The following is a 24,719-nucleotide window of genomic DNA, read 5'->3' on the forward strand; positions in this document are numbered from 1 at the left end:
ATGCTTGTTGCTATTATCATTTATCAAGTTCTGATGTGCTTTTTTGCTTTTGTGACTCTTTTCCGAGTAGATCACTGGGTAGTAAGACTTTTTGATTTTCCAAAAGTCCAGTTGCTTTTACTAAGTCTTTTAGGCCTTTTTCTTGGAATTCTTTATTTCAACTTTGGAGATATTTTTCAATGGATAGGAATCAGTATGGTCGTGTTAGCAATTAGTTTTCACTGTATCAAAATAATACCTTACAGCGGTTTTTTCAGAAAAGAAGTTTTAAGAACTACACCGACAAAATCATCGAGATGTCTTAGTTTGATGGCAAGTAATGTTTTGACACCAAATGATCACTATGAAAAGCTACTGGGAAGAATACAGACTTACAAGCCTGATCTTTTACTTACTTTAGAAAGTGATTTAAAATGGGAAAAGGCACTACAATCCATTGAAAGCGATTATCCTTTCACTGTGAAAATTCCTAAAGACAATCTCTATGGAATGCATTTATATTCCAAATATGAGTTGGAAGAGGTCAAAATAAACCATTTTCTAAAAGATGAGATTCCATCCATAGAAGCTTATGTAAGGATTGATGATGAGCAAAAAGTGAAAATTTTTGCCTTACACCCCAAGCCTCCAAGTCCTACAGAAGCAAAAACATCTACCAATCGAGATGCTGAGTTGCTTATAGTGGCCAAACTCGTAAAAGAGATTGAAGAACCTGTTGTGGTATTTGGTGACCTTAATGATGTTGCCTGGTCTAGAAGTACGCAACTCTTCAGAAAGATAAGCGGTTTGCTGGACCCTAGAATAGGTCGAGGACGTTACAGTACCTTTCATGCTCAATATGCGTTCTTAAGGTGGCCCCTGGATCATTTATTTCACAGTAAAGATTTTAGCTTAAACGAAATAAGAGTCTTGCCAGATATTGGATCTGATCATTTTCCGATTTATGCCAAACTCGAATTAACAAGGCTTGCAGAAAAACATCAAGAAGAACATGAGGCTGATACTGAAGAAAAGGAACAAGCCAATGAAAAAATAGAAAAGGCTTTTCAAAAAACTTCCCCCTTATCTAAAATTAAAAATGAAACTGACGTTGCAGTATAGATTTCATAAAACTATATTTGTGTCATGGAACATTTTGTTGTCTCTGCCAGAAAATACAGACCCGAAACTTTTGAAGACGTTGTTGGACAAAAGGCAATTACCAATACTCTGCTCAATGCCATCAACAATGACCATCTAGCACAAGCACTATTATTCACAGGACCTCGTGGTGTTGGAAAAACATCCTGTGCCAGGATTCTAGCTAAGAAGATAAATCAGGATGCGACCGATGATGAAACTACAGATTTTGCATTCAACATTTTTGAGTTGGATGCAGCTTCGAACAACTCTGTAGATGATATTAGGAATCTCACCGATCAAGTGAGAATTCCTCCACAATCTGGAAAGTATAAAGTCTATATCATTGATGAGGTGCATATGCTTTCTCAACAAGCTTTTAATGCTTTTTTGAAAACCCTTGAGGAACCACCAAAACATGCCATTTTTATATTGGCAACCACAGAGAAACACAAAATTATACCAACGATATTATCGCGTTGTCAAATATTCGATTTCAAAAGAATTACGGTCGGCGATATCAAAGAGCACTTAGCTGATATTGCCAAAAAAGAAGGCGTCGATGCAGATGATGATGCTTTGCATATTATTGCACAAAAGGCAGATGGAGCCATGCGTGATGCTCTATCAACTTATGACAGAGTAATCAGTTTTAGCGGAAATAAGTTAACTCGGGAAGCAGTGACAGAAAATCTAAACGTTTTAGATTATGAAACTTTTTTCCGTACTACCGATTTATTACTTGACAATAATATACCTGAAGTTTTAATCTATTTCAATGAAATTTTGGCTAAAGGCTTTGATGGTCAACACTTTATTGCAGGTTTGGCGTCTCACTTTAGAGACCTGATGGTTTCCAAAAATCAGCAGACCATTGCTTTACTGGAAGTGGGTGAACGCACTAAGTCTAAATACTTTGAGCAATCGCAGGCGACCTCGTATTCGTTTTTGCAGGACGGCATCGATTTGGCCAATTCCTGTGACTTCAACTACAAAATGAGTCAGAATCAACGATTGCATGTGGAGCTTTGTCTGATGAAATTAGCTTCACTTACAGATCCTAATTCTCCCGAAAAAAAAAAGACTAAACACCATATCTTAAGTCCAAAAGAGCTTGAGAAAGTACCTAAAACAGTTTCGGAAGTAGCTCAAAATCAAGAAACTGAGACAACTCCTGTCATAAAGACTTCAGATGAACCTAAGGTAAATACTGATGAAGACATTTCAAATGTATCTACACCTTTGGACGCGAACATCAATTCAACTGAATCTCCAAGCTCACCACCAGAAAACAATAAGCCAGCAAAGGCAAATTCAGAAGAAAAAAATAGCGTTGAAGAACCTAGAAAACCTCTAAAACCTTCACTAGAAAATCGTCCAAAAAAAGTAAACGGACTTTCTATAAAAAGCATACAGGAAAAGAAGAGACTGAAGGAGGCCATGCAAAAAGACAAGCCTGAGGAGGAGAAATTGACGGCAGAGTTTAGCGAAGAAAGAATGCTAGAGGTCTGGGATGAATACATTGGCGTTTTGGGCGATAATGGCAGCAAAATTTTAGCTTCGGTTATGAACACTTCCAGACCTAAGCTGGATGGAACTGTCATCAAACTAGAGCTCCCCAATGATTCTATGAAATTGAATATCCTGCAGGAACAGGGCGAATTGATGAAGTTTTTAAAGCAAAAACTACAGAATACCTCCATTGTTCTGGACATCACAGTGAATCATAAAGCTGAAAAAAAGTACGTTTACACACCTCGGGAGAAATTTGAAAAATTGAAAGAGGTGAATCCAAATCTGGAATTGTTGCGTACAACTTTTGACCTAGATATATAATTATTATGCTTGGACTAAAATTACCTACGGACCCGAGATGGGCAAATATTGCTGAAAAGAACATAGATGAGATCCTAATAGATCATGCGTATTGTGAACAAAAAGCAGCTTCTACTGCCATCTCTTTAATTGTTTCTTTTCCTGAATATACAGATCTTGTAACTGCTATGACGGAACTTGTACAAGAAGAGATGAGCCATTTTAAAATGGTTCATGATTTACTAAAGGAGAAGAATATTCCTTTGGGAAGAGACCGCAAAGATGATTATGTGGCAAAACTGGTGACCTTTTTTCCTAAAGGCGGTAGTCGACAAACTCAACTTGCACATCGCCTGCTTTATGCTGCACTTATTGAGGCAAGAAGTTGTGAACGATTTAGGCTTTTATCTGAAGAATTGAGTGATGAAAAGCTAAGACGTTTTTACCGCAAATTGATGATCAGTGAGGCTAACCATTATACGATGTTTTTAGGATTTGCCAGACAATACCATAATGTAGATGAAGTGAATCAAAAATGGTCTGACTTACTAGATTATGAAGCCAAAATTCTTGAGTCTTTCCAGGATGGTGCTTCAGTTCACGGCTGGTAATAATATAAATAAACCAAGAACCAAGACTTAAGCGTCTTGGTTCTTGGTTTATTGGCTCTTAATTTTTGGCTAAAATTTATTCGTCATAGACATTTGAATACTTACCATCCGAGGTTTCGAAAAACTTCCCATTGACATAACGGTAATGGTTATCTAGATCTTTCAGTTTCTGCATATCTTCTCCATCCAATTCAACTTCTGCGCTTTTAAAATTCTCTTCAATTCTACTTTCATTTGTTGATTTTGGAATGGTGGCCACCTGTCTTTCTAAATGAAATCTTATCAACACCTGAGCAGGACTTACCTCATGTTTTTCTGCAATAGATTTAATAACTTCATTTTCTAGGAGTGTTGGCTCATTCTCTGCCTTCATCTCCTCTGTACGGTCTTGACTTCCAAGTGGAGAAAAAGCTGTGATCAGAATGGCATTGTCGTGACAAAATTTAACTAGTTCTTCTTGATGTAAATAAGGATGTAACTCGATTTGATTCATTTCCGGAACAAAGTCAGTTTCACTCATCAATTGGCTCAGTTTCTTTTGACTGAAATTGGAGACCCCAACGTGTTTCACCAGTTTCTCCTTTTTCAAATTTACCATGGCTTCCCAAGTTTCTTTAAGAGGGACTTCTTCCAAAGAAAGAAAGTCATCGTCTGATTGCGGGAACCCTTCTAAACCTGATTTAAACGCAACTGGCCAGTGCATGAGGTACAAGTCCAGGTAGTCTAGCTGTAAATCTTTGAGCGTTTGTTCCAAAGCAGGCTTGACATCTTCCTGTCGGTGTGCATTGTTCCAAAGTTTTGAAGTGATAAACACCTCATTCCTTTTGATGATGCCTTTATCGAAAGTTTCTTTAAGAGCCTCGCCTACCTCTTTTTCATTTCCATAAACTGCTGCGCAATCAATATGCCTGTAACCAATTTCAAGGGCATGTTTCACGGCCTTTTTGACTTCTCCAGGTTCGGATTTCCAGGTTCCTAAACCAATGGCGTGCATTTGATCGTTATCGTTGAATTTTAATAATTTCATAGTTTTCAATTTTATCTAAATGTAGACTCATACACAAGAATTTCAAAAACTACAGATAACTTTAGCCAAGATTTAACTACTTGTTTTGTCTTTATTGTCTTCTTTCTCTTTGGCTTCTCTCGCTTCTTTCTCTGCTTTCTTTTTCGCTTTTTTGGCTTTCTTCTTTTCTTCCTTTTCTTTCTCTTTTTGAGTTTTAGCACTAAATCTACGTTCCTCATTAAGAGCTTCCTGCGCCATTATTTCACTCTCCGGAATCACTTTCAAAAATGAAGGATGCTGTTCTATAGCGTATTCTATTTTTTCGACGATGCTATCTATTTCTTCATTATCGTAATCGATTTCCAAAGGCTCTTTAATGACCATTGACTGAAGAATATTACGTTTTTTGATACGGATTCCTTTTTTATCAAAAGATCTTCTAAATCCATCTATAACAATGGGAATCACAATAGGTTTGTATTTCTTAATAATAAATGCGGTTCCTTTTCTGATGGGTTTCCAGGGCTTGGTGGTTCCCTGAGGAAATGTAATAACCCAGCCATCCTCCAAAGCCATTCCAATATTGGAAATATCGCTCATTTTAACTTGTCTGTTTACGCTCTTGCCATCTGCCCTCCAGGTTCTATCAATACTTATAGAGCCTGCGTAAGCCAGAACTTTGGGGAGTAATCCTTTTTTCATGGTTTCGGCAGCTGCAACGTAATAAATATTGAGTTTCGGGTCCCACAGGTAACCTACATTTTTGATACTATCTACTCTACCGCTCAATGAAGCATTGAACACATGATACATGGCAACAACATCTGCAAAATAAGTTTGATGATTGGAAACAAATAAAACGTTTCTATCTGGTAAGTCTTTTATGATGGATGACCCTTCAATTTTGAGGTCATTAAATCCTTGATAGCGTTGATGAGTAAGTCCACCCATGATCCTTATTAGCCATTTTTTTAAAAATAAATAATGTCCGAAAGGATTTTTCTTGAATAAGCCCATATCTCAAAAAGTTAATTGGCAAATATACGCTTTTATAGACTTATGCTATTCTAATAAAGAGTTCCCTTATTTCACTCAATATCATAGCGGTAGCTCCCCACACTACATGTCCATTAAAATTAAAGGCAGGAACTTCTACGTTTTTGGCGTAAGAAGCATCAATTAGTTCGGTATTCAAGTTATTTTTATCAAGACAAACAGAAAGTGGAATTTCTATAATATTTTCAACTTCACTTTCCTGTAAAACAAAAACAGGCTCTTCCTCAATATAGCTGAGATAAGGATGCACTAAGAAATTGGATGGTGGTATATAAAGTTCCGTGAGTGGTTTTATGACCTGAATACTGTTTGAAGATACACCAATTTCTTCTTCTGTTTCTCTGAGGGCAGTCTGCATTAAATCTTTGTCAATCTCTTCATAGCGACCACCAGGAAAGCCGATCTGATTGGAATGCACACCCTTATAAGTTTTTCTCAAAATGAAAGCCATGTGCGCTTCGCCATTTTTGGGATACAAAAGTGAGACGACTCCTGCATAATTTGGATCTTTTCCATTGAGATCAATGCGTTTTAATTCATCCTGCCTGAATAAAGGTGCGAGTTGATAATGAAAAGATTCGCCAGGAAGTTCTATTTTCTTTAATTTTGAAATTAAATTCGTAAACGATGAAAATTCCATTTCTTATTATATGTCTGTTTGCAGTTCTTTTTTCCTGTAAAGAAAACAAAGATACTTCATCAGAAAAAAAAGCGGTCAAAAAAGATAGCATTGAAAAAGAAATTGAAGTTAATATCCCTTCCAATGGTAAAACTGACAGAGATCTAAGACAGATAAAATTTATAGAACAAGAAGAGTTAATTCCATTTCTGAAAAATTACGGGAAAGAAAATCCTGAAACTATTGTAGAAGTAGAGACCGATATGGGGAATTTCAGCATCGAACTATATCCAGAACCTGTGCTTCACCGAGCTAATTTTATACGTCTTACAAAGCTTGGATATTTTGATACGACAGTTTTTCACAGAGTAGATGATAACTTTGTGGTTCAGGGAGGCAATAGTGATAGAACAGCAACACATCAGTTTAGAAAAGCAGTAGGTAATTACCTGATTCCAAATGAATTTACAAGTAAATATAAACATGATTACAGAGCTGTTTCAGCCGCTAAATATTCTGAACAAAATGTGAGCAATGCCTCTTCTCCTTTCGAATTTTTTGTTGTGACCAAGTCCAATGGAGCCTACCACCTGGATAATGACCATACAGTATTTGGAAAAGTCATCAGCGGAATGGATGTTGTAGAAAAAATCGATGATTTGGAAACCGATGGCAGTGAATGGCCACTAACCAATGTAGGGATGAATATAAAAGTTATAAGATAACTTACCAATAATCTCTAATGTCTTCATCTTTTTTGTAAACCGAAGGCAGTGAAAGTTTAAAAATTACAGCAGAAAGTCTTACAATGATAACGACAAGCCCGGAGAATATAAAAATCAAACTTACCGGTAAATTCAATTTAAGGAAAACGAAGTAGCTAAATCCTCCAAGAATACAAGCTGTAGCATAAATTTCTTTTCTGAAAATTTGTGGAATATCGTTGCATAAAATGTCTCGTATTACCCCACCAAAACAAGCACTCATTGTCCCTAGTGCTATACAAATGATGGCTGGCAAACCTTCAGCAATTCCTTTTTCAACTCCTGCAACAGTATAAAGCCCTATCCCCAGAGTGTCAAATAAAAACAAAGATTTCCTCAGATAGGATAATTTTTTTCTGAAAAGAACTGCTAAAATCGTGGTAGCAATAATCACATAAACATAGGTCATGTCTTGCATCCACATTACGGGTACTCCAAGCAGGACATCTCTTAAGGTTCCACCACCAACTGAAGTGACAAAGGCTATGATGAGAATTCCAAACGCATCCATACGTTTTCTAAGAGAGGTCAAAACTCCAGAAATTGAAAAGGCAACAACACCAAGGATGTCAAGTATGAGTGTATACTCCATTAATGCGTACTATAGTATTGATAGTCTTTCAATACAGTTTGTATGAAAGATTGTGAGGACAAATCGGTCTCAACTTGAAGCTGACTTTTCACTTTTTCTGCTAGTTTTACCATTATAGAATGATCCTCTTCACGTTTTGCTTTATCAAAAATTGATTTTATTCTTCTCAGGTCTTCATCCTTCAAGGTGGCAACCTGAGGATACTGCGGAAGATACGAATCATCTATCTCAAACAATGGAATTTTTTTAAATCCTGTCTTTCTTCGTTCAGAAATTACCGTGGTCTTAGCCGCCAGATCTCCAAGACGCTGTCCTTTACCATTGACGAGAATCACCACTATAGCGATGGCTCCACTCACCAAACTTATATCCACGATTCTAAGTAGCCACCGAATTAAATAACTTGAAAATTGAGGTTTTGATCCGTCAAGATTGACAACCCTTAATCGCATAGAAGCTTTGCCAACACTTTGCCCATTCATAAAAGTTTCCATCACTAGATGATATAAAAATGGAGGTAAACCAAGCACCAAAGAAGTAGCATAACCTTCAAATGGAGACACATTCAGTAATCCACTCATGATGGCCAATGTAGCAAATACATAAACGATGATGATTAAAACGTCTATAAGGTAAGCCAGGATTCTATCCCACACTGTAGCCACACTTTGTTCAATCTTTACATTTTGTGCGGTTTCTATTTGAAAATGACTCATAGATTGCTTTTCTTTGGATAAATTATATCAGGATGCGAGAGGCGGCTTTTGTCAAGCAAAATAAAGACAAATGGTTAAAATTTGAAAGGGTTGTGCAAAATAATATCAGCATTTCTCCCAGCGAACTCTCCAAACTTTATGTTGAGCTTACGGAAGATCTCAATTACGCTCAAACGTTTTACGCCAACAGTGAGACTTCTGCCTACCTCAATGAACTGTCTGTAGGCATACACCAAAAAATTTACAAAACCAAAAAGGAGTCGAAAAACAAGATTTATCAATTTTATATAAAAGAATTTCCTCTGTTTTTCTACAAACACAGGCCAACTTTACTTTTAGCATTCCTCCTGTTTATTGGCTTTAGTGCAGTTGGAGCCTATTCTGCATCTGCAGATGATGGATTTGTAAGACTTATTCTGGGAGATGCTTATGTCAACTCTACCATAGAAAACATTCAAAAGGGTGATCCTATGGCAGTATATAAAAAAGCCAATGAAACTGACATGTTTCTTGGTATCACCATCAATAACATAAAGGTTGCTTTATTTGCTTTCACAGCTGGAATATTGGCAGGGCTTGGCACCATTTTCATTTTGATGAAAAACGCTATAATGCTGGGATCATTTCAGTATTTCTTCTACGAGCAAGATTTGCTTTGGGAGTCTGCAAGGACGATCTGGATACATGGCACAATTGAGATTTCTGTCATTATCGTGGCTGGGTGTGCTGGTCTTGTGATGGGAAAAAGCCTGTTGTTTCCAAAAACCTATACACGACTCCAATCCTTTACTCAGGGAGTGAAAGCTGGACTTAAAATCGTGATAAGTACCATTCCTTTTTTTATTATTGCAGGATTTTTGGAAGGTTTTATTACCCGACTTACAGGAATGCCAGATTGGCTAGCTATTCTAATCATATTTTCATCTTTATTTTTAATCATTTATTATTACGTCATATTTCCACAACTAACCTATAACAAGCATGGAAAACAACTACATTAATTTCAAAAAAGAACGTGATCTGGGCGCTATCATTTCAGATACTTTTAAATTTATTAGAGAAGAATACAAAACTATATTTAGGCTTTACCTTAAGCATGTCGGTTGGCTTTTGCTTCTTATTGTTGCTGCCAGCACTTATTATCAATATCAATCGCTTAGCATAACAGGAGATTTCTTAAATACCCAGGATCCAGAAAATTTTTTAATTGATCTTTTCGCAACCACTGGTATTGCTATTCTGTTACTTTCATTAAGTTATATTGCATATACAGCACTCAGCATTACCACCATCAACAGTATCATCAAAAGTTATGTGAAAAATGAGGGAGAAATTAATGAAGATGAAGTCAGTCAATATATCGGTCAGTATTTTGGCAGATCACTAGGAAGTGTCATCGTAGTAGGAATACTTGTTGCAATAGGATTTACTTTATGTATACTCCCTGGTATTTATTTATTTGTTCCGCTTTCGCTCATCTTCTCTATAATTATATTTCAGGAAAAATCATTCTCAGATGCGTTTACAGAATGCTTCAATCTTATTAAACAAAACTGGTGGATTAGCTTTGCTACTATTTTGATCATGAGTATACTGATATCCCTCATTGGAGGCTTATTTCAGCTACCAATAGCTATCATGGGAGTCATGGAATCAGTGGTTTCTGTAAGAGAGGGTGCGGAGACACCAGGGACTGAAGGCCTTGCCAGTAACTGGTTGTACATGATACTTTATGTAATCGCCTCTTTGGCACAATACATTTTAAGTCTTGTGACAGTCATCAGCATTGTTTTTATCTATTTCAACTTGAATGAGTATCACAACAAAACAGGAACTTTAGAAAATATAGACCGTATTGGAAGTTAAATCACGTCATTTTAGTTACTCCTTAGCGTTTTTCCTTATTTTAAATTGTATAGGAACTGGCTTTGTGATGGCCGCATCACAGTTTCAATCTGGAGATAGTTTAGTGGGCCGCCCAGAGATCGTAGAATTTGAAAAGTCCATTATTGAATCCTATCAACAAAATGAAGACTACAATTATTTTAAATACACTAAAGAGGAATCTGCCTGGAGTAAGTTTCAAAATTGGTTGAACCTACAAATAGATAAATTTATAGACTGGCTTTTATCTGGTGTTTCAGAAGGAAACTTTTGGAATTATCTGGCTTTGATTTTCAAGATTCTGCTGATTATAGGTTTGGGTGTTCTTATCATTTGGTTGTTCAATAAATATTATGTGGTCACCCAAAAATCGCCGCCAGCAGATGAAAGCGACATCAATTTATCTGAAGACGAGCGCCTCATTCAACAAAAAGATTTATCTATTCTGGTCGATGAGGCTGAAGCTGAAGGAAACTACAGATTAGCTTCCAGGTATTTGTTTTTGAATATTCTGAAGCACCTAAAAGATCATGATTTCATCGCGTATCAATTTCAAAAAACCAATACAGACTATAAATCTGAAATAAATCAACCAACAATTAAATCTGACTTTTCTTACGCTTCCCGATTTTACGAATTCGTCTGGTACGGAGATTTTACGCTGAAAATGGATGATTTCAAAACGGCAAAAACGCGTTTTGAAAAACTGATAGAAACTATTAAAACTACCAAAGCCAATGGATAAAAAAATGAAAGCTTTGCTTTGGGGAGTTATGGGACTTGTGATCCTGATCATTCTGCTAGATGCTACAAAAGTGGAACCTACAGACTGGACTGCAAGTTATGTACATACAGACAAAAGAGCACTTGCAACAGAGGTTTTTTATGAAGGATTGAAAACGGTAACCTCAGAAATTGAACATATAGACCAGTCGCCTTTTGAGCAATTCCAGGATAGTTTACAAAAATCAGGGACTTATTTCTTTATCAATAGATACGTCAGTTTAACCGATGAGGAAAGCAACGAATTATTGAGCTGGGCAGAGAACGGAAATTCAGTTTTCATCGCTTCAGAAGGAATTCCGAAGTTATTACTAGATACCTTAGGCTTAGATATCAGCTTTTATGTGAGTAATTCTGAAATTGAATACAACCCTAGTTTCAATTTGAAAGACAAACCCCAAAGACTCTCTGAGTTTAAAAAATCGAAGAAAGCCTTCGAGTATCTTTATTTTTCTAAAATAGATTCAGCCAGCACCAAAGCTTTAGGTGTAGTCAAAGCTAAAAATGAAGAAAACGAAACGCATACCAATTACATCCAAGTCAATTGGGGGAAAGGTAAGTTTTTGCTGCACCTTGCTCCACAAGTCTACACCAATTATTTTATGGTAGATGAAGATAATGCTGATTATACCTCACGAACACTCGGCTATTTAAACCTTAGTCAGCCTTTATTTTGGGATAATTATTACAAGTCTGGGAAAGAAAGGATTTCCAATCCATTGTATTATTTATTATCCAATCCCTATTTGAAATCGGCATATTACCTCATTATTATTACGTCGCTTTTATATGTGCTCTTTGGTGGAAAACGAAAACAACGTCCAATTCCTATCATCCCTCCCGTTCAAAACCGCTCCTATGAGTTTGCACAGACCATCGCTGGAATGTATTTGGACAAAAAGGATCACAAAGCCATTGCACAAAAGCAAATCACAAGCTATTTGGAACAAATAAGATCCACTTATAATTTATCCACCAGTGAAATCAATACTTCATTTTTAAAAGATTTGGCCTCCAAAACCAATCAGGAATATGAAGACTTGAAGGCATTATTTCAGTATATTGAACGCATCAATACCTCTGAAGTGGTGAGTGAAGACGAATTAAAAACTTTAGATAAAAAAATGACAACTTTCAACAGCTAGATTATGCAAGACGAAAATTCACTAGAATTCAACAATAGAATCCCTTTAGAAGAGCTAAAATCTTCCGTAGAGGCCATCAGCAAAGAATTGGCAAAAGTAATCGTAGGCCAGGATGAGTTTGTAAAACTACTTATCGTTGGTTTATTAACCGATGGTCACGTGCTCATTGAAGGCGTTCCGGGAATTGCTAAAACCATTACTTCAAAACTGTTTGCTAAATCCATTAATACTGAATTTAATAGAATTCAATTCACACCCGATCTCATGCCGAGCGATGTCTTGGGTACCTCTATTTTAAAAGCAGATCAATCTGATTTTGAATTTAAAAAAGGACCTATCTTTTCAAATATTGTATTGATCGATGAAATCAACCGCGCGCCTGCCAAAACTCAGGCAGCTTTGTTTGAAGTCATGGAAGAACAACAAATCACCATGGATGGAAGGGAATATAAAATGCCTCCACCATTCATGGTCATTGCCACGCAAAATCCAATCGAACAAGAAGGCACTTATGCTTTACCAGAAGCCCAGCTAGACCGTTTTTTATTCAAGTTAAAAATTGATTACCCCAATCTTGAAGAGGAAGTTCAAATTTTAAAACTTCAGCATCAGCGTAAAGCTGGTTTGCCTTTAGAACAAATTGAAACTGTTATGAATGTGGAGACTTTACTGAAGTTTAGAGATCAGATTCATGATATCGTGGTGGAAGACAAAATCTTTGACTACATCGCTGAGGTTGTATTACAGACACGAAAACACCCTCATCTACTGCTTGGGGGTTCTCCCAGAGCTTCCTTATCGATTTTGAAAGTCGCCAAAGCTTTTGCAGCCATCCAGGGAAGAGATTTTGTGACTCCAGAAGATGTCAAGTTGAGTTTAAAACCTATTTTGAACCACAGAATCATTCTGTCACCAGAAAAAGAGATGGAAGGCACAACGCCTGAACAAGTCATTGATCTTATTCAGAAATCTGTAGAAATCCCAAGGTAGTGCGTCAATTTTTAGCTTCTCTTTATTTCGGCAAACTGGTGTATACGATTTTGTATGCTTTATCGGGGCTTTATTTGCTTTCCTTTTGGTTTGAAAGTCTGTTTGTTATCAGTACTGGCTTACTTATCATATTTATCGGCATTTTATTGATAGAGATGTTCAGGCTATTTAATGGAAAAAAATTCATGGCGGAAAGAATCTTAACAGAAAAGTTTTCCAATAGCGACGCCAATACTGTTGAACTTCATTTCGACAATAATTACGCCTTCCCCATTTATCTTGAAATCATTGATGAAATCCCGGAACAATTTCAAAAGAGAGATTTTTTAAAAGTTCTATTGATAGAAGCCAAATCCAATCGCGATTACAATTACATCCTAACACCCTTAAAACGAGGAGTTTACAAATTTGGATACCTCAATTGTTACATCAGTACCAAATCTAAATTAGTCAAGCGGCGTTACAGATTCGAAAATGAAGCTGAGGTAAAAGTCTATCCATCATTCATTCAAATGCGTGCTTTAGATTTTCTATCCATCGACCAAAAAATGAGTCAGTATGGTATGAAAAAAATAAGAAAGATTGGGCATACCATGGAATTTGAGCAAATCAAAAATTATGTGATTGGTGATGACATCCGTACCATCAACTGGAAGGCAACTGCCAAGCACAACAGCCTGATGGTCAATCAGTATCAGGATGAAAAGTCTCAGCCTATCTATAACATCATCGACGTAGGTCGAGTCATGAAAATGCCTTTTGAAGGACTTTCACTTTTGGATTATTCGATCAACTCTTCTTTAGCGTTCAGCAATATAGCTTTAAAGAAAAAAGATAAAGTAGGCATGCTCACCTTTGCAGATTCCATCGAGAATTTTGTGCCTGCCAATTCAAAGAAAACACACTTGAATACCTTGCTGGAAACTTTATATGGCATCAGCACTAATTTTCTGGTGTCAGATTTTAATCGACTTTACGCACATAGCAAAAGGAAAATCACTCAACGAAGTTTGTTGATGCTATACACCAATTTTGAACACATTACCAGTTTAAAAAGGCAACTCCCCTATCTTCGAGCTCTTGCTAAATCTCATCTTTTGGTAGTTATTTTCTTTGAAAATACAGAACTGGATGAAATTGCCACAAGGTCAACCACAAAACTGACCGAAATTTATGAAAAAACCATTGCTCAGGAATTTATCTACAACAAACAACTGATGGTGAAAGAACTGGAAAGAAATGGAATACAGACTGTTCTAACCAAACCCAAGGATTTATCGGTCAACACCATCAATAAATATTTAGAAATCAAAGCCAGAGGACTTATATGACACTCATTTTTGCAACGCATAACCCCAATAAAGTCAAGGAAATTCAAGGATTGGTACCAAATCATATTCAGATTAAATCTTTATCGGATATGAATTATCATGAGGAGATCATAGAAGATGGAGATACTATTGAAGCCAATGCTAGAATAAAAGCCGAAGCTGTCTCAAAGTTATTTAATCTTCCTTGTTTTGCAGACGACACGGGTCTGGAAGTGAAAGTTTTAGACGGAAAGCCTGGCGTCAAATCAGCACGATATGCTGGTGAGCAAAAAAGCGACGAAGCCAACAAATTAAAGTTATTGAAAGAACTGGAAAACAAAGAAGACAGGTCGGCACAATTTAAAACTGTTATTGTCTTTAAAGATGGAGCTCAAGACCGAGAATTTACTGGTATTTGCAAGGGTGAAATCACTCAAGTACCTGCTGGAAATGCTGGTTTTGGCTATGATCCGATTTTCAAACCCAGCGGTTATTCAAAAACTTTTGCAGAAATGCCTGCATCAGAAAAAAACAAAATTAGTCATCGGGGGTTAGCCTTCCAAAAGCTCATAGAATTCCTAAAAGCTTAAAATAAAAACAAATACAACTCATAAGCAGTTTAGGAATACGTACCTTTGCACCTATTTTTAAATTACTTATGACTACATTTGAATCATTAGGCTTAAGCCCTGAAATCTTGAGAGCGATCCAAGATTTAGGATTTGAGTCCCCGAGTGAGGTACAGGCACAGACGATTCCTGTCTTACTCGAAGAGCCTACCGATATGGTAGCGCTAGCCCAAACAGGTACAGGAAAAACCGCAGCATTTGGTTTTCCATTAATTCAGAACATCGACCTTAATTCCAAAAAAACACAAGGTTTAATTCTTTCTCCAACGCGTGAGTTGTGTATGCAAATCACCAACGAGTTGAAGCAGTATGCGAAATACTACCAAAATCTCAACACAGTTGCAGTTTATGGTGGAGCTAGTATTACAGACCAGGCCAAGCAGATAAAGAGAGGCGCACAAATTATTGTGGCTACTCCTGGACGTATGAAAGATATGATCCAGAGAAACATTATCGATATTTCCAACATCAACATTTGTATTCTTGACGAAGCCGATGAGATGTTGAATATGGGTTTCTTTGAAGATATTAAAGAGATTTTATCGCATTCTTCAGACCAAAAAAACACATGGTTATTTAGTGCAACGATGCCAAAAGAGGTATCGATGATCGCTAAAAAATTCATGAAAACCCCTAAAGAAATTACAGTTGGCCAGAAAAATATTTCGACCAAATCTGTAAGTCACGAATACTTCATCGTAGGTGGTCGTGATCGCTACAGTGCGGTAAAACGTGTAGTAGATGCAAATCCAGATATTTATGCAGTGATCTTTTGTAGGACCAAAAGAGATACTCAAAAAGTAGCTGAAAAATTAATTGAAGACGGCTATAGCGCTTCTGCCCTTCACGGAGATTTGAGCCAGGCTCAAAGAGACATGGTGATGAATAGTTTCAGAAAGAAACAAATCCAAATGCTTGTCGCAACCGATGTGGCTGCCCGTGGTATTGATGTAGATGACATCACACACGTGATCAATTACCAACTCCCAGACGAAATCGAAACCTACACTCACCGTAGTGGTAGAACAGGTCGTGCTGGAAAAGAAGGTAAATCTTTAGTGATTGTGACTAAAAGTGAGGTAAGAAAGATTCGCCAGGTAGAAAAAATCATTGGTCAAAAATTTACTCAGGAAGAATTACCTTCTGGTGAAGAAATTTGCAAACGCCAGTTATTTCATTTAGCTGATGAAATTAAAAACACGGAAATCAATCATGAGATAGATTCTTTTATTCCAGATTTGGAAGCCCAATTTGAAGATTTGAGTAAAGAAGATATTATCAAGAAATTTTTCTCTGTCGAATTTACAAGATTCCATAATTACTATAAAAACGCTCCAAAAATTGTACAGCATTCTGCAGACGAAGCTTATTCGTCTGGTAAGGATTATGGTGATGAAACCCGTTTCTTTATCAATATTGGGGAGAAAGATGGCTTCAACTGGATGTCTATGAAAGACTTCTTGAAAGAGCAATTGAATCTAGACCGTGATGGTGTGGCTAAAGTGGATGTGAAAAATACATTCTCTTTCTTTAATGTAGCTACAGATGATGTAGAAAAAGTACAAAGCACATTTGATACTTTTATGCTGAAAGGCAGACATGTGAATGTTGAAATCACAAAAGATCAGAAAAGTGGTGGCGGAAGAAAAGGTGGTGGCGGAGGTCGCGACCGTGGAGATCGCAAGCCTAGAAAACGTTTTGATAAAAACAAGTCTTCAGATTTTAAAGGAAAAAAATCAGGTGGTTCTAGCGTGAAAAGTTCTTTTGAAAGAAGAAGAAAAAAGAGCTAAACTAAGTCTTAAAAAAAGTCATTTCGATGCTAAAGTATTGTATCGAAATGACTACTTTTAACATATGAGTTTTAAACATATATCAGCCTTTTTATTAGTTTTTTTGACGTCGATGCTAAGTTGGGGTCAGGACTCTGGGTTAGAGACCATTTCTGGTGTTGTTATCAATGCCTCTAATGATAAGCCCCTGGAGAATGTGAATATTGTCAATATCAATACAGTAAAAGGATCTACTACTAACAAAGATGGCGAATTTCAAGTTAAAGCAAACATCAATGATACATTGTATTTGTCCTATCTTGGATTTCGGTCTATACAGGTGAAAATCACAGAAGACTGGGTAAAGTTTGGTGACGTCAAAGTTAAAATGACTGAATCGGCTATTGCTCTAGAAGAAGTTAAATTACAAGAAATTCAACTAACTGGATATCTAGAAATTGACGCAAAAAATATTCCTATTTATGATAACTATAGATATAGTATTTCTGGTTTAGATTACGCTTACGAAGGTGGTAATTATCAGAGAAGTGCAATTTCTAAAGTTTTACAATCCATTTCCAATCCAGCGGATTTACTCTACAAGACCTTCAGTAAAAAGGATCAACAAATGCGTCGCTTACGGAAGATGAAGATGAACGAAAGCATCAAAGAAATCCTACAAGACAAATACGACAGAGAGACACTTTCAGCTGTTTTACAGATTAGTAAAGACGATATAGATGAAGTTTTGGACAGATGTAATTATTCCCGTGATTTTGTAACTACAGCTAACGACCTACAGGTTCTGGATGCCATAAGTAGCTGTTACGAAGAATACAGAGCCATAAATAGATAAGCGTTTTGAAACACATCAGCATACTTACTGGAGCAGGCATAAGCGCAGAAAGTGGTGTTAAAACCTTTAGAGACCATGATGGGCTCTGGGAAGGTCACGATGTGATGCAAGTCGCAACTCCGCAGGGATTTGAACAAAATCCAAAATTAGTCCTTGACTTTTACAACCAAAGGCGAAAACAATTAAAAACAGTTTCTCCAAATCATGCTCACAAGCGTTTAGTGGATCTCGAAATGCAATTTGAAGTAGACATTATTACTCAAAATGTAGACGATTTGCATGAACGTGCTGGCAGCTCTAAGGTAACTCACCTTCACGGCGAACTGATGAAAGCCAGAAGTGTTCACGATGAATCTTTAATCTATGACTGGACTGAAGACTTAAAACTTGGAGATGTCAATGAAAAAGATCATCAACTAAGACCCCATGTGGTCTGGTTTGGCGAAGCAGTTCCTATGATGGACAAAGCAATTCAAATCCTTCAGCAAACCGATATTATTATCATTGTTGGGACTTCTATGCAAGTCTATCCTGCGGCAGGACTTATCGATTTTGCTCCAGAGAATACTCCTATTTATTTTATCGATCCAAGTCCAAGTATTCAATCCTCTCAGCACATTCACATTTATGCTGAAAATGCTACAACTGGTGTTGAAAAAGTAGTCGATGAACTTCTTGACTAAAGAAGAGTCTAAAGCATATTCAAAAGTAAGTTTTCCTTAAAAAGTAAATCTGTATAGCTTAAGAATATGGTCATGAAAGCTTATATTTGCTGGCAAAATTAAATTTGAATTCATGAATTCTCTTGATGCCATTTCCCCAATTGATGGGCGCTATTCTTCCAAAACACAGTCTCTAAGTCAATATTTCAGCGAACACGCTTTGATCAAATACCGAGTACGTGTAGAAATAGAATATTTTATTGCTTTGTGTGAGTTACCGCTTCCTCAGCTTAAGGAGGTAGATAGTGCATTGTACCCAAGCCTAAGATCAATTTATTTGGACTTTAGTCTTAAAGATGCCAAACACATCAAATCGATTGAAAAGGTGACCAATCACGATGTAAAAGCTGTAGAGTATTTCATCAAAGAGCGAATGGATGATTTAAATTTGAAAACATCCAAGGAGTTTATTCATTTTGGACTGACTTCACAAGATATCAACAACACAGCAGTACCATTAAGCTTATTAGAAGCTATTCATGAGATTTATATTCCTGAATTGGAAAAAGTAATCAATGGTATAAAAGCTAAAGCTGAAGAGTGGGCTGAAGTTCCTATGCTAGCCAGAACTCACGGTCAGCCGGCCTCGCCTACCCGTTTAGGAAAAGAATTTGAGGTTTTTGTTGTGAGACTACAGGAACAATTAAGTCAACTTTTAAAAGTTCCATCATCAGCTAAATTTGGTGGAGCCACAGGTAATTTCAATGCTCATAAAGTAGCGTATCCAGACATCGACTGGAAAGCCTTTGGAAAAGAGTTTGTAGAAACACGATTGAAGCTAAAGCACTCCTTCCCTACAACTCAAATAGAACATTATGATAATATGGCTTCAAGTTTTGATGCTATGAAGCGTATTAATACCATTTTATTGGATTTTGATAAAGACATCTGGAGCTACGTTTCCATGGATTATTTCAAACAAAAAATCAAAAAAGGAGAAGTAGGTTCTTCTGCAATGCCACACAAAGTAAATCCTATTGATTTTGAAAATTCTGAAGGAAACCTAGGCATTGCCAATGCTTTGCTGGAGCACCTTTCAGCAAAATTACCAATAAGTCGTCTACAACGAGATTTAACGGATAGCACTGTCTTGAGAAACATCGGCGTTCCTTTGGGTCACATGTTAATTGCTTTACAGTCCACAGCAAAAGGACTGGATAAACTTGTCTTAAATGTGGATAAGATTGAGAAAGATCTTAATGATAACTGGGCTGTAGTTGCAGAGGCGATCCAAACAATTCTAAGACGTGAAAATTTTGAAAATCCTTATGAAGCTTTGAAGGGGTTAACGCGAACCAATTCAAAGATAAATGAAGAAAGTATTTCTACATTTATAGATTCTTTAGAAGTTTCTGAAACCGTTAAAGCTGAACTAAGGGCAATTACGCCATCCAACTATACAGGAATTTAAGACTATGAGTAAAACCGCAGCCTGGATTTCTGCAGCGCGATTACGCACTTTACCCCTTTCCTTATCTGGAATACTTGTAGGATCTGCACTAGCATTTCCTTCCGGTGACTTTAATGCTGAAATATTTTGGCTGGCCATGGCGACAACTTTGGGTTTACAAATTCTTTCCAATTTTGCCAATGACTATGGTGACGGTGTAAAAGGAACAGATAATGATGAACGGATTGGTCCAATGAGGGCTCTACAAAGTGGTGTCATATCCGATAAAGAGATGAAGAAAGGTATAATTCTCACCTCACTTATTACAGCTTTGCTTGCCCTGGCTCTTATTTACATCAGTTTCAGAAAGGATAATTTTATTCTGAGTTTGGTCTTCATCGTGCTGGGCGCTTCAGCCATCGCAGCGGCTATCAAGTACACCGTTGGAAATTCTGCCTATGGCTACAGAGGTCTTGGAGATTTGTTTGTGTTCATCTTCTTTGGATTAGTAAGCGTAATTGGCGTTAATTTCCTGATGACCAAAACGATTGACTTTTGGTTACTTCTTCCAGCTATAAGTATTGGATTACTGAGCAGCGCTGTTCTCAACTTAAATAATATGAGAGACGAAAACAGCGACAGAAACTCAAATAAAAAAACGCTGGTAGTCATCTTCGGAAAGCGATTTGCAAAAGTTTATCATTCCAGTCTTATCTTGATATCATTTTTGAGTTTACTCATTTTTAGTATAAGTTACCTGGCAGATGAATCTGGTTTTATTTTTTTACCATTTTTAGCTTTTGTGCCTTTAGCCATTCACTTAAAGAAGATTACACAATATAAAGATCCGGGAGTATTGGACCCTGAACTTAAGAAAGTAGCTTTAAGTACGTTTGCCCTTTCACTATCGTTCTTTATTGTTCTATTATTCAGCAATTGAAAAATAGAATAATTTGAAACTTGACTTTGAAACATAAATTTGTAAATTGAGAAAAAAACATCTGATGGATTTTAAAAAGAAAATGTTACGTGATGACGCCTTGGAAGGCAAAACTATAATAGTGACTGGTGGCGGAAGTGGCCTTGGAAAATCTATGACAAAATACTTTCTTGAACTTGGTGCTCATGTGGTCATCACGAGTAGAAATCTTGAAAAATTAAAGACAACTGCATCTGAACTAGAACAGGAAACCAAAGGCAAATGCTTGCCGGTACAGTGTGATGTCCGGCATTATGAAGAAGTAGAAACGATGATTGAAAAAGCGCATGATGCATTTGGTGAAGTAGATATTTTACTTAATAATGCAGCTGGAAACTTCATTTCTCCAACTGAAAGACTTTCAGCAAATGCCTTTGACACAATTATTGATATTGTTTTAAAAGGTTCCAAAAACTGCACTTTAGCTTTAGGGAAATATTGGATCGATAAAAAACAAACAAACAAAACCGTGTTGAACATTGTGACCACATATGCCTGGACTGGGTCTGCCTATGTTGTACCTAGCGCAACTGCCAAGGCAGGTGTTCTAGCCATGACAAGGTCACTGGCTGTAGAATGGGCAAAATATGGGATCCGATTTAATGCCATTGCTCCAGGACCGTTTCCAACCAAGGGAGCTTGGGATAGATTATTGCCTGGAGAACTTAAAGAAAAATTTGATTTAGCTAAAAAAGTACCCTTAAAGCGTGTAGGTGATCATCAGGAACTAGCTAATCTGGCGGCCTATTTGGTTTCAGATTTTGCGCATTACCTCAATGGAGAAGTGATCACTATAGATGGTGGTGAGTGGCTGCAAGGTGCCGGGCAATTCAATTTGCTTGAGATGGTAACACCGGAGATGTGGGATCAGCTGGAACAAATGATTCGCGCCCAAAAGAAGGGTTAGATTCAAATTTTAAATTTCATAAATAGATTAGGCATATTTGTATGCCATAAATAATTGTAATTTTACAACTCATAATTCAGATATTTTAATGGGTAAAATAATTTCGATTGCAAACCAAAAAGGAGGTGTTGGTAAAACAACAACTGCAGTAAACCTGGCAGCAGCTTTAGGGGTTTTAGAAAAAAAGGTACTTCTTATTGACGCAGATCCACAAGCCAATGCTACTTCTGGATTGGGTATTGATATCGAATCTGTAGAGATAGGTACATACCAGCTTTTGGAACATACCAAACATGCGGAAGAAGCAATTATGGAAACCGATTCACCAAATTTGGAATTGATTCCTTCTCACATAGATCTTGTGGCCATAGAGCTCGAGCTGGTAGACATGGAAAGACGTGAGTATATGCTTAAAGACGCTTTAATGCCTATCAAAGATAAGTTTGATTATATTCTTATTGATTGTGCGCCTTCTCTGGGATTGCTTACGCTAAACGCCTTAACAGCTTCTGATTCAGTTTTGATTCCAATTCAATGTGAATATTTTGCCCTTGAAGGTCTCGGAAAATTATTAAACACCATTAAAAGTGTTCAAAAGATCCATAATCAGCAATTAAGTATAGAAGGTTTACTTTTAACCATGTACGATTCTAGGTTACGACTCTCTAATCAGGTTGTTGAAGAAGTGACAAAACACTTCAATGACATGGTTTTTGAAACAATTATACAACGAAATGTACGTTTAAGCGAAGCTCCAAGTTATGGAGAAAGTATCATTAAATACGATGCAGCTAGTAAAGGAGCCAATAATTATTTAAGCCTAGCCGAAGAAATTATAAAAAAGTCAAACTAAGTTCATGGCCAAAACGACAAAGAAAAAAGCTTTAGGAAGAGGGCTTTCAGCCTTGCTAAATGATCCCGAGAATGATATTAAATCTGCAGAAGATAAAAATGCAGACAAAGTAGTAGGTAATATCGTTGAGCTGAGTCTGGAAGCAATAGAGGTCAATCCCTTTCAGCCCAGAACCAGTTTTAGTGAAGATGCTTTAAAAGAATTAGCTTCTTCTATTAGAGAACTTGGAGTTATACAGCCCATTACTGTAAGAAAACTAGATTTTAATAAATACCAGCTGGTTTCTGGAGAACGTCGTTACAGAGCTTCCAAAATGCTTGGACTGGAAACTATTCCATCCTACATAAGAATTGCCAATGATCAGGAGTCCCTGGAAATGGCTCTTGTTGAAAATATACAACGTCAGGATCTTGATCCTATTGAAGTTGCCCTTTCTTATCAACGTCTCATCGATGAAATTGATTTGACTCAGGAAGAAATGAGTGAAAGAATAGGTAAAAACAGATCTACGATTGCCAACTATTTAAGGCTTTTGAAATTGGATCCCATAGTCCAAACGGGCATGAGAGACGGTTTTTTGAGCATGGGACACGGAAGAGCGCTCATCAATGTGGACAGTACGGATATTCAACTTGAAGTCTATGAGCGAATTCTTAAAGACAAGCTTTCTGTAAGAGAAACAGAAGCTTTAGTAAGACGCATTCAGGACGGTTCAAAACAATCTAAAGACAAAAAGACCCCTCAAGTTGATGAGAAAAAACAAAAAGCTCTGAAGCAAATCTCTTCTTATTTTGGTGCAAAAGTAGAATTGAAAGTCAATAAAAAAGGTAACGGAAAATTGATTGTTCCATTTTCTTCTGACGAAGATTTCCAAAGAATCAAAAAATTAATACAAGGTGACTCGTAATTTCTTCTACTCGCTTGTATTTGCTCTTGGAAGTATTTTTTTGACTTTGGCGCAAGAACAGGATCAAGATAGCTTAACCATCCAAAGTACAATGACTTCTACCAATGATGCTTTCAAGCTAGATCTTTACGATCCTCTAGCTCCAGCTAGATCCGCTTTTTACTCTGCTATATTGCCAGGTTTAGGCCAAGCTTACAATGGCAGCTACTGGAAAATTCCTTTAGTATATGCAGGTATTGGAACTAGTCTTTATTTGGTGATTCAAAATGATACCGAATACAATCGCTACCGCGATGCTTACAAACGTAGATTGGCAGGTTTTACAGATGATGAATTTCAGGATATTCTGGAAAATGATGGCCTCATCAATGCCCAGAAACAATTCAGACAAAATAAAGAATTTGCCATATTGGCTACTGTAGCCTTCTATCTATTGAATATAGTGGATGCAAACGTTGATGCTCACCTAAGACAATTTGATGTGTCTAAAGACCTATCACTTCGACCTAACTTTGAGCCCAACTATTTGAGTGGAAACATAGACTATGGCTTAACTTTGAATTTTAAATTAAATTAAATGAAACTCGCTATACTCGGATATGGTAAAATGGGTAAAACCGTTGAACAAATTGCAAAATCTAGAAACCACGAGATTGTTTACATCTCGTCGGGCCAGTTGGATCTCAAACAACTTAGACAAGCCGATGTTGCAATAGACTTTAGCATACCTGAAGCTGCTTATACCAATATTTCTGCTTGTTTAAATAATAATATTGCTATTGTTTCAGGAACTACAGGATGGCTGGATAAATTTGAAGAGGCTGAAGAAATTTGTAAATCCAATTCTGGAAGATTTTTATACGCCTCCAACTTTAGTGTAGGTGTCAATGTGTTTTTTGAATTGAATTCTTACCTCTCCAAAATGATGTCTGGATTGAAAGAATATGACGTCAAACTGAAAGAGGTTCATCATTTGGAAAAGAAAGATGCGCCTAGTGGTACTGCTATAAGCCTGGCAGAACAAATTATAAAAGAAACAAATTATTCCAGCTGGAATCATCCACCTAAAAGAGAGGATTCTTCAATTGATATTGAAGCCGAAAGAGAAGAGGGCGTATTTGGATTTCATGATGTCACTTATGATTCTGATATAGATACTATTTCAATTTCACATAATGCAAAATCTAGAAAAGGATTCGCTCATGGCGCCGTTGTCGCTGCAGAATGGATACTAAATCAAAGTGAAGGCGTTTATTCTATGAAAGACGTACTTCGACTCAATTCACCAACTTAATCT

Annotated in this window: 26 protein-coding genes; 21 read left to right on the top strand and 5 right to left on the bottom strand. The window is 36.9% G+C overall.

Features of this window, described 5'->3' with window-relative positions:
• The 3 genes from LB454_RS01255 to miaE are packed head-to-tail and all read left to right on the top strand — an operon-like array spanning position 1 to position 3,545.
• On the top strand, positions 1-1,101 hold the full coding sequence (locus LB454_RS01255) for an endonuclease/exonuclease/phosphatase family protein (RefSeq protein WP_224462491.1): 1,101 nt from the start codon (positions 1-3) through the stop codon (positions 1,099-1,101).
• A 24-nt stretch (positions 1,102-1,125) separates the two neighbouring features.
• Complete coding sequence (locus tag LB454_RS01260) at positions 1,126-2,955, top strand: DNA polymerase III subunit gamma/tau (protein ID WP_224462492.1); 1,830 nt, start codon at positions 1,126-1,128, stop codon at positions 2,953-2,955.
• A 5-nt stretch (positions 2,956-2,960) separates the two neighbouring features.
• Positions 2,961-3,545 (top strand): tRNA-(ms[2]io[6]A)-hydroxylase, encoded by a 585-nt coding sequence (gene miaE, locus LB454_RS01265; protein WP_224462493.1) that lies wholly within the window; start codon positions 2,961-2,963, stop codon positions 3,543-3,545.
• Positions 3,546-3,621: 76 nt separating this feature from the next.
• Here miaE and LB454_RS01270 read toward each other — a convergent pair whose 3' ends face one another.
• From LB454_RS01270 to LB454_RS01280, 3 genes are all read right to left on the bottom strand, one after another.
• A complete protein-coding gene (locus tag LB454_RS01270) occupies positions 3,622-4,572 on the bottom strand; it encodes an aldo/keto reductase (RefSeq protein WP_224462494.1) in 951 nt (316 codons plus the stop codon).
• A 72-nt stretch (positions 4,573-4,644) separates the two neighbouring features.
• Positions 4,645-5,568, bottom strand: a complete 924-nt coding sequence (locus LB454_RS01275) for a lysophospholipid acyltransferase family protein (protein ID WP_224462495.1) — start codon at positions 5,566-5,568, stop codon at positions 4,645-4,647.
• Between the two features lie 40 nt (positions 5,569-5,608).
• Positions 5,609-6,247 (bottom strand): NUDIX hydrolase, encoded by a 639-nt coding sequence (locus LB454_RS01280; RefSeq protein ID WP_224462496.1) that lies wholly within the window; start codon positions 6,245-6,247, stop codon positions 5,609-5,611.
• On the opposite strand from LB454_RS01280, the gene LB454_RS01285 reads away from it, so the two are divergent.
• The gene (locus tag LB454_RS01285; RefSeq protein WP_224462497.1) at positions 6,235-6,951 is read left to right on the top strand and encodes a peptidylprolyl isomerase; all 717 of its coding nucleotides are present in this window, start codon (positions 6,235-6,237) and stop codon (positions 6,949-6,951) included. The two genes, LB454_RS01280 and LB454_RS01285, sit on opposite strands and share 13 nt — an antisense overlap.
• A 1-nt stretch (position 6,952) precedes the next feature.
• Here LB454_RS01285 and LB454_RS01290 read toward each other — a convergent pair whose 3' ends face one another.
• Together LB454_RS01290 and LB454_RS01295 are read right to left on the bottom strand one after the other, a co-directional pair.
• Positions 6,953-7,582 (bottom strand): trimeric intracellular cation channel family protein, encoded by a 630-nt coding sequence (locus LB454_RS01290; protein WP_224462498.1) that lies wholly within the window; start codon positions 7,580-7,582, stop codon positions 6,953-6,955.
• Positions 7,582-8,298 carry an RDD family protein gene (locus LB454_RS01295; RefSeq protein ID WP_224462499.1) on the bottom strand — a complete coding sequence of 239 codons (717 nt, stop codon included), beginning with the start codon at positions 8,296-8,298 and terminating at the stop codon, positions 7,582-7,584. Before LB454_RS01295 ends, LB454_RS01290 begins: the two co-directional genes overlap by 1 nt.
• Before the next feature lie 32 nt (positions 8,299-8,330).
• Between LB454_RS01295 and LB454_RS01300 the strand changes: the two genes are divergently transcribed.
• The 17 genes from LB454_RS01300 (at position 8,331) to dapB (ending at position 24,716) form a co-directional block, all read left to right on the top strand.
• On the top strand, positions 8,331-9,299 hold the full coding sequence (locus LB454_RS01300) for a stage II sporulation protein M (protein ID WP_224462500.1): 969 nt from the start codon (positions 8,331-8,333) through the stop codon (positions 9,297-9,299).
• Positions 9,280-10,164, top strand: a complete 885-nt coding sequence (locus LB454_RS01305; RefSeq protein ID WP_224462501.1) for a hypothetical protein — start codon at positions 9,280-9,282, stop codon at positions 10,162-10,164. Before LB454_RS01300 ends, LB454_RS01305 begins: the two co-directional genes overlap by 20 nt.
• Complete coding sequence (locus LB454_RS01310) at positions 10,154-10,927, top strand: hypothetical protein (RefSeq protein WP_224462502.1); 774 nt, start codon at positions 10,154-10,156, stop codon at positions 10,925-10,927. Before LB454_RS01305 ends, LB454_RS01310 begins: the two co-directional genes overlap by 11 nt.
• The gene (locus LB454_RS01315) at positions 10,920-12,110 is read left to right on the top strand and encodes a DUF4350 domain-containing protein (protein ID WP_224462503.1); all 1,191 of its coding nucleotides are present in this window, start codon (positions 10,920-10,922) and stop codon (positions 12,108-12,110) included. Before LB454_RS01310 ends, LB454_RS01315 begins: the two co-directional genes overlap by 8 nt.
• A gap of 3 nt (positions 12,111-12,113) precedes the next feature.
• The gene (locus LB454_RS01320; RefSeq protein ID WP_224462504.1) at positions 12,114-13,100 is read left to right on the top strand and encodes an AAA family ATPase; all 987 of its coding nucleotides are present in this window, start codon (positions 12,114-12,116) and stop codon (positions 13,098-13,100) included.
• Positions 13,100-14,431, top strand: coding sequence for a DUF58 domain-containing protein (locus LB454_RS01325; protein WP_224462505.1), 1,332 nt, complete (start codon positions 13,100-13,102; stop codon positions 14,429-14,431). Before LB454_RS01320 ends, LB454_RS01325 begins: the two co-directional genes overlap by 1 nt.
• Positions 14,428-15,000 carry an RdgB/HAM1 family non-canonical purine NTP pyrophosphatase gene (gene rdgB, locus LB454_RS01330; protein WP_224462506.1) on the top strand — a complete coding sequence of 191 codons (573 nt, stop codon included), beginning with the start codon at positions 14,428-14,430 and terminating at the stop codon, positions 14,998-15,000. The genes LB454_RS01325 and rdgB overlap by 4 nt, the downstream gene beginning before the upstream one ends.
• 68 nt (positions 15,001-15,068) lie before the next feature.
• On the top strand, positions 15,069-16,829 hold the full coding sequence (locus tag LB454_RS01335) for a DEAD/DEAH box helicase (protein WP_224462507.1): 1,761 nt from the start codon (positions 15,069-15,071) through the stop codon (positions 16,827-16,829).
• A gap of 64 nt (positions 16,830-16,893) precedes the next feature.
• A complete protein-coding gene (locus LB454_RS01340) occupies positions 16,894-17,664 on the top strand; it encodes a carboxypeptidase-like regulatory domain-containing protein (RefSeq protein ID WP_224462508.1) in 771 nt (256 codons plus the stop codon).
• A gap of 5 nt (positions 17,665-17,669) precedes the next feature.
• A complete protein-coding gene (locus LB454_RS01345) occupies positions 17,670-18,347 on the top strand; it encodes an SIR2 family NAD-dependent protein deacylase (protein WP_224462509.1) in 678 nt (225 codons plus the stop codon).
• A 112-nt stretch (positions 18,348-18,459) separates the two neighbouring features.
• Positions 18,460-19,797, top strand: coding sequence for an adenylosuccinate lyase (purB, locus tag LB454_RS01350; RefSeq protein WP_224462510.1), 1,338 nt, complete (start codon positions 18,460-18,462; stop codon positions 19,795-19,797).
• A gap of 4 nt (positions 19,798-19,801) precedes the next feature.
• Positions 19,802-20,716, top strand: coding sequence for a 1,4-dihydroxy-2-naphthoate octaprenyltransferase (menA, locus tag LB454_RS01355; RefSeq protein WP_224462511.1), 915 nt, complete (start codon positions 19,802-19,804; stop codon positions 20,714-20,716).
• A 64-nt stretch (positions 20,717-20,780) separates the two neighbouring features.
• Positions 20,781-21,662 carry an SDR family oxidoreductase gene (locus LB454_RS01360; RefSeq protein WP_224462512.1) on the top strand — a complete coding sequence of 294 codons (882 nt, stop codon included), beginning with the start codon at positions 20,781-20,783 and terminating at the stop codon, positions 21,660-21,662.
• An 88-nt stretch (positions 21,663-21,750) separates the two neighbouring features.
• Entirely contained in the window at positions 21,751-22,515 is a 765-nt protein-coding gene (locus LB454_RS01365; protein WP_224462513.1) for a ParA family protein, read from the top strand.
• Positions 22,516-22,519: 4 nt separating this feature from the next.
• Positions 22,520-23,422, top strand: coding sequence for a ParB/RepB/Spo0J family partition protein (locus LB454_RS01370; protein WP_224462514.1), 903 nt, complete (start codon positions 22,520-22,522; stop codon positions 23,420-23,422).
• The gene (locus LB454_RS01375; RefSeq protein ID WP_224462515.1) at positions 23,412-23,999 is read left to right on the top strand and encodes a DUF5683 domain-containing protein; all 588 of its coding nucleotides are present in this window, start codon (positions 23,412-23,414) and stop codon (positions 23,997-23,999) included. Before LB454_RS01370 ends, LB454_RS01375 begins: the two co-directional genes overlap by 11 nt.
• Entirely contained in the window at positions 24,000-24,716 is a 717-nt protein-coding gene (gene dapB / locus LB454_RS01380; protein ID WP_224462516.1) for a 4-hydroxy-tetrahydrodipicolinate reductase, read from the top strand.
• Positions 24,717-24,719: the final 3 nt, after the last annotated feature.

This window comes from Psychroflexus montanilacus, assembly GCF_020164535.1.
Classification (GTDB): domain Bacteria; phylum Bacteroidota; class Bacteroidia; order Flavobacteriales; family Flavobacteriaceae; genus Psychroflexus; species Psychroflexus montanilacus.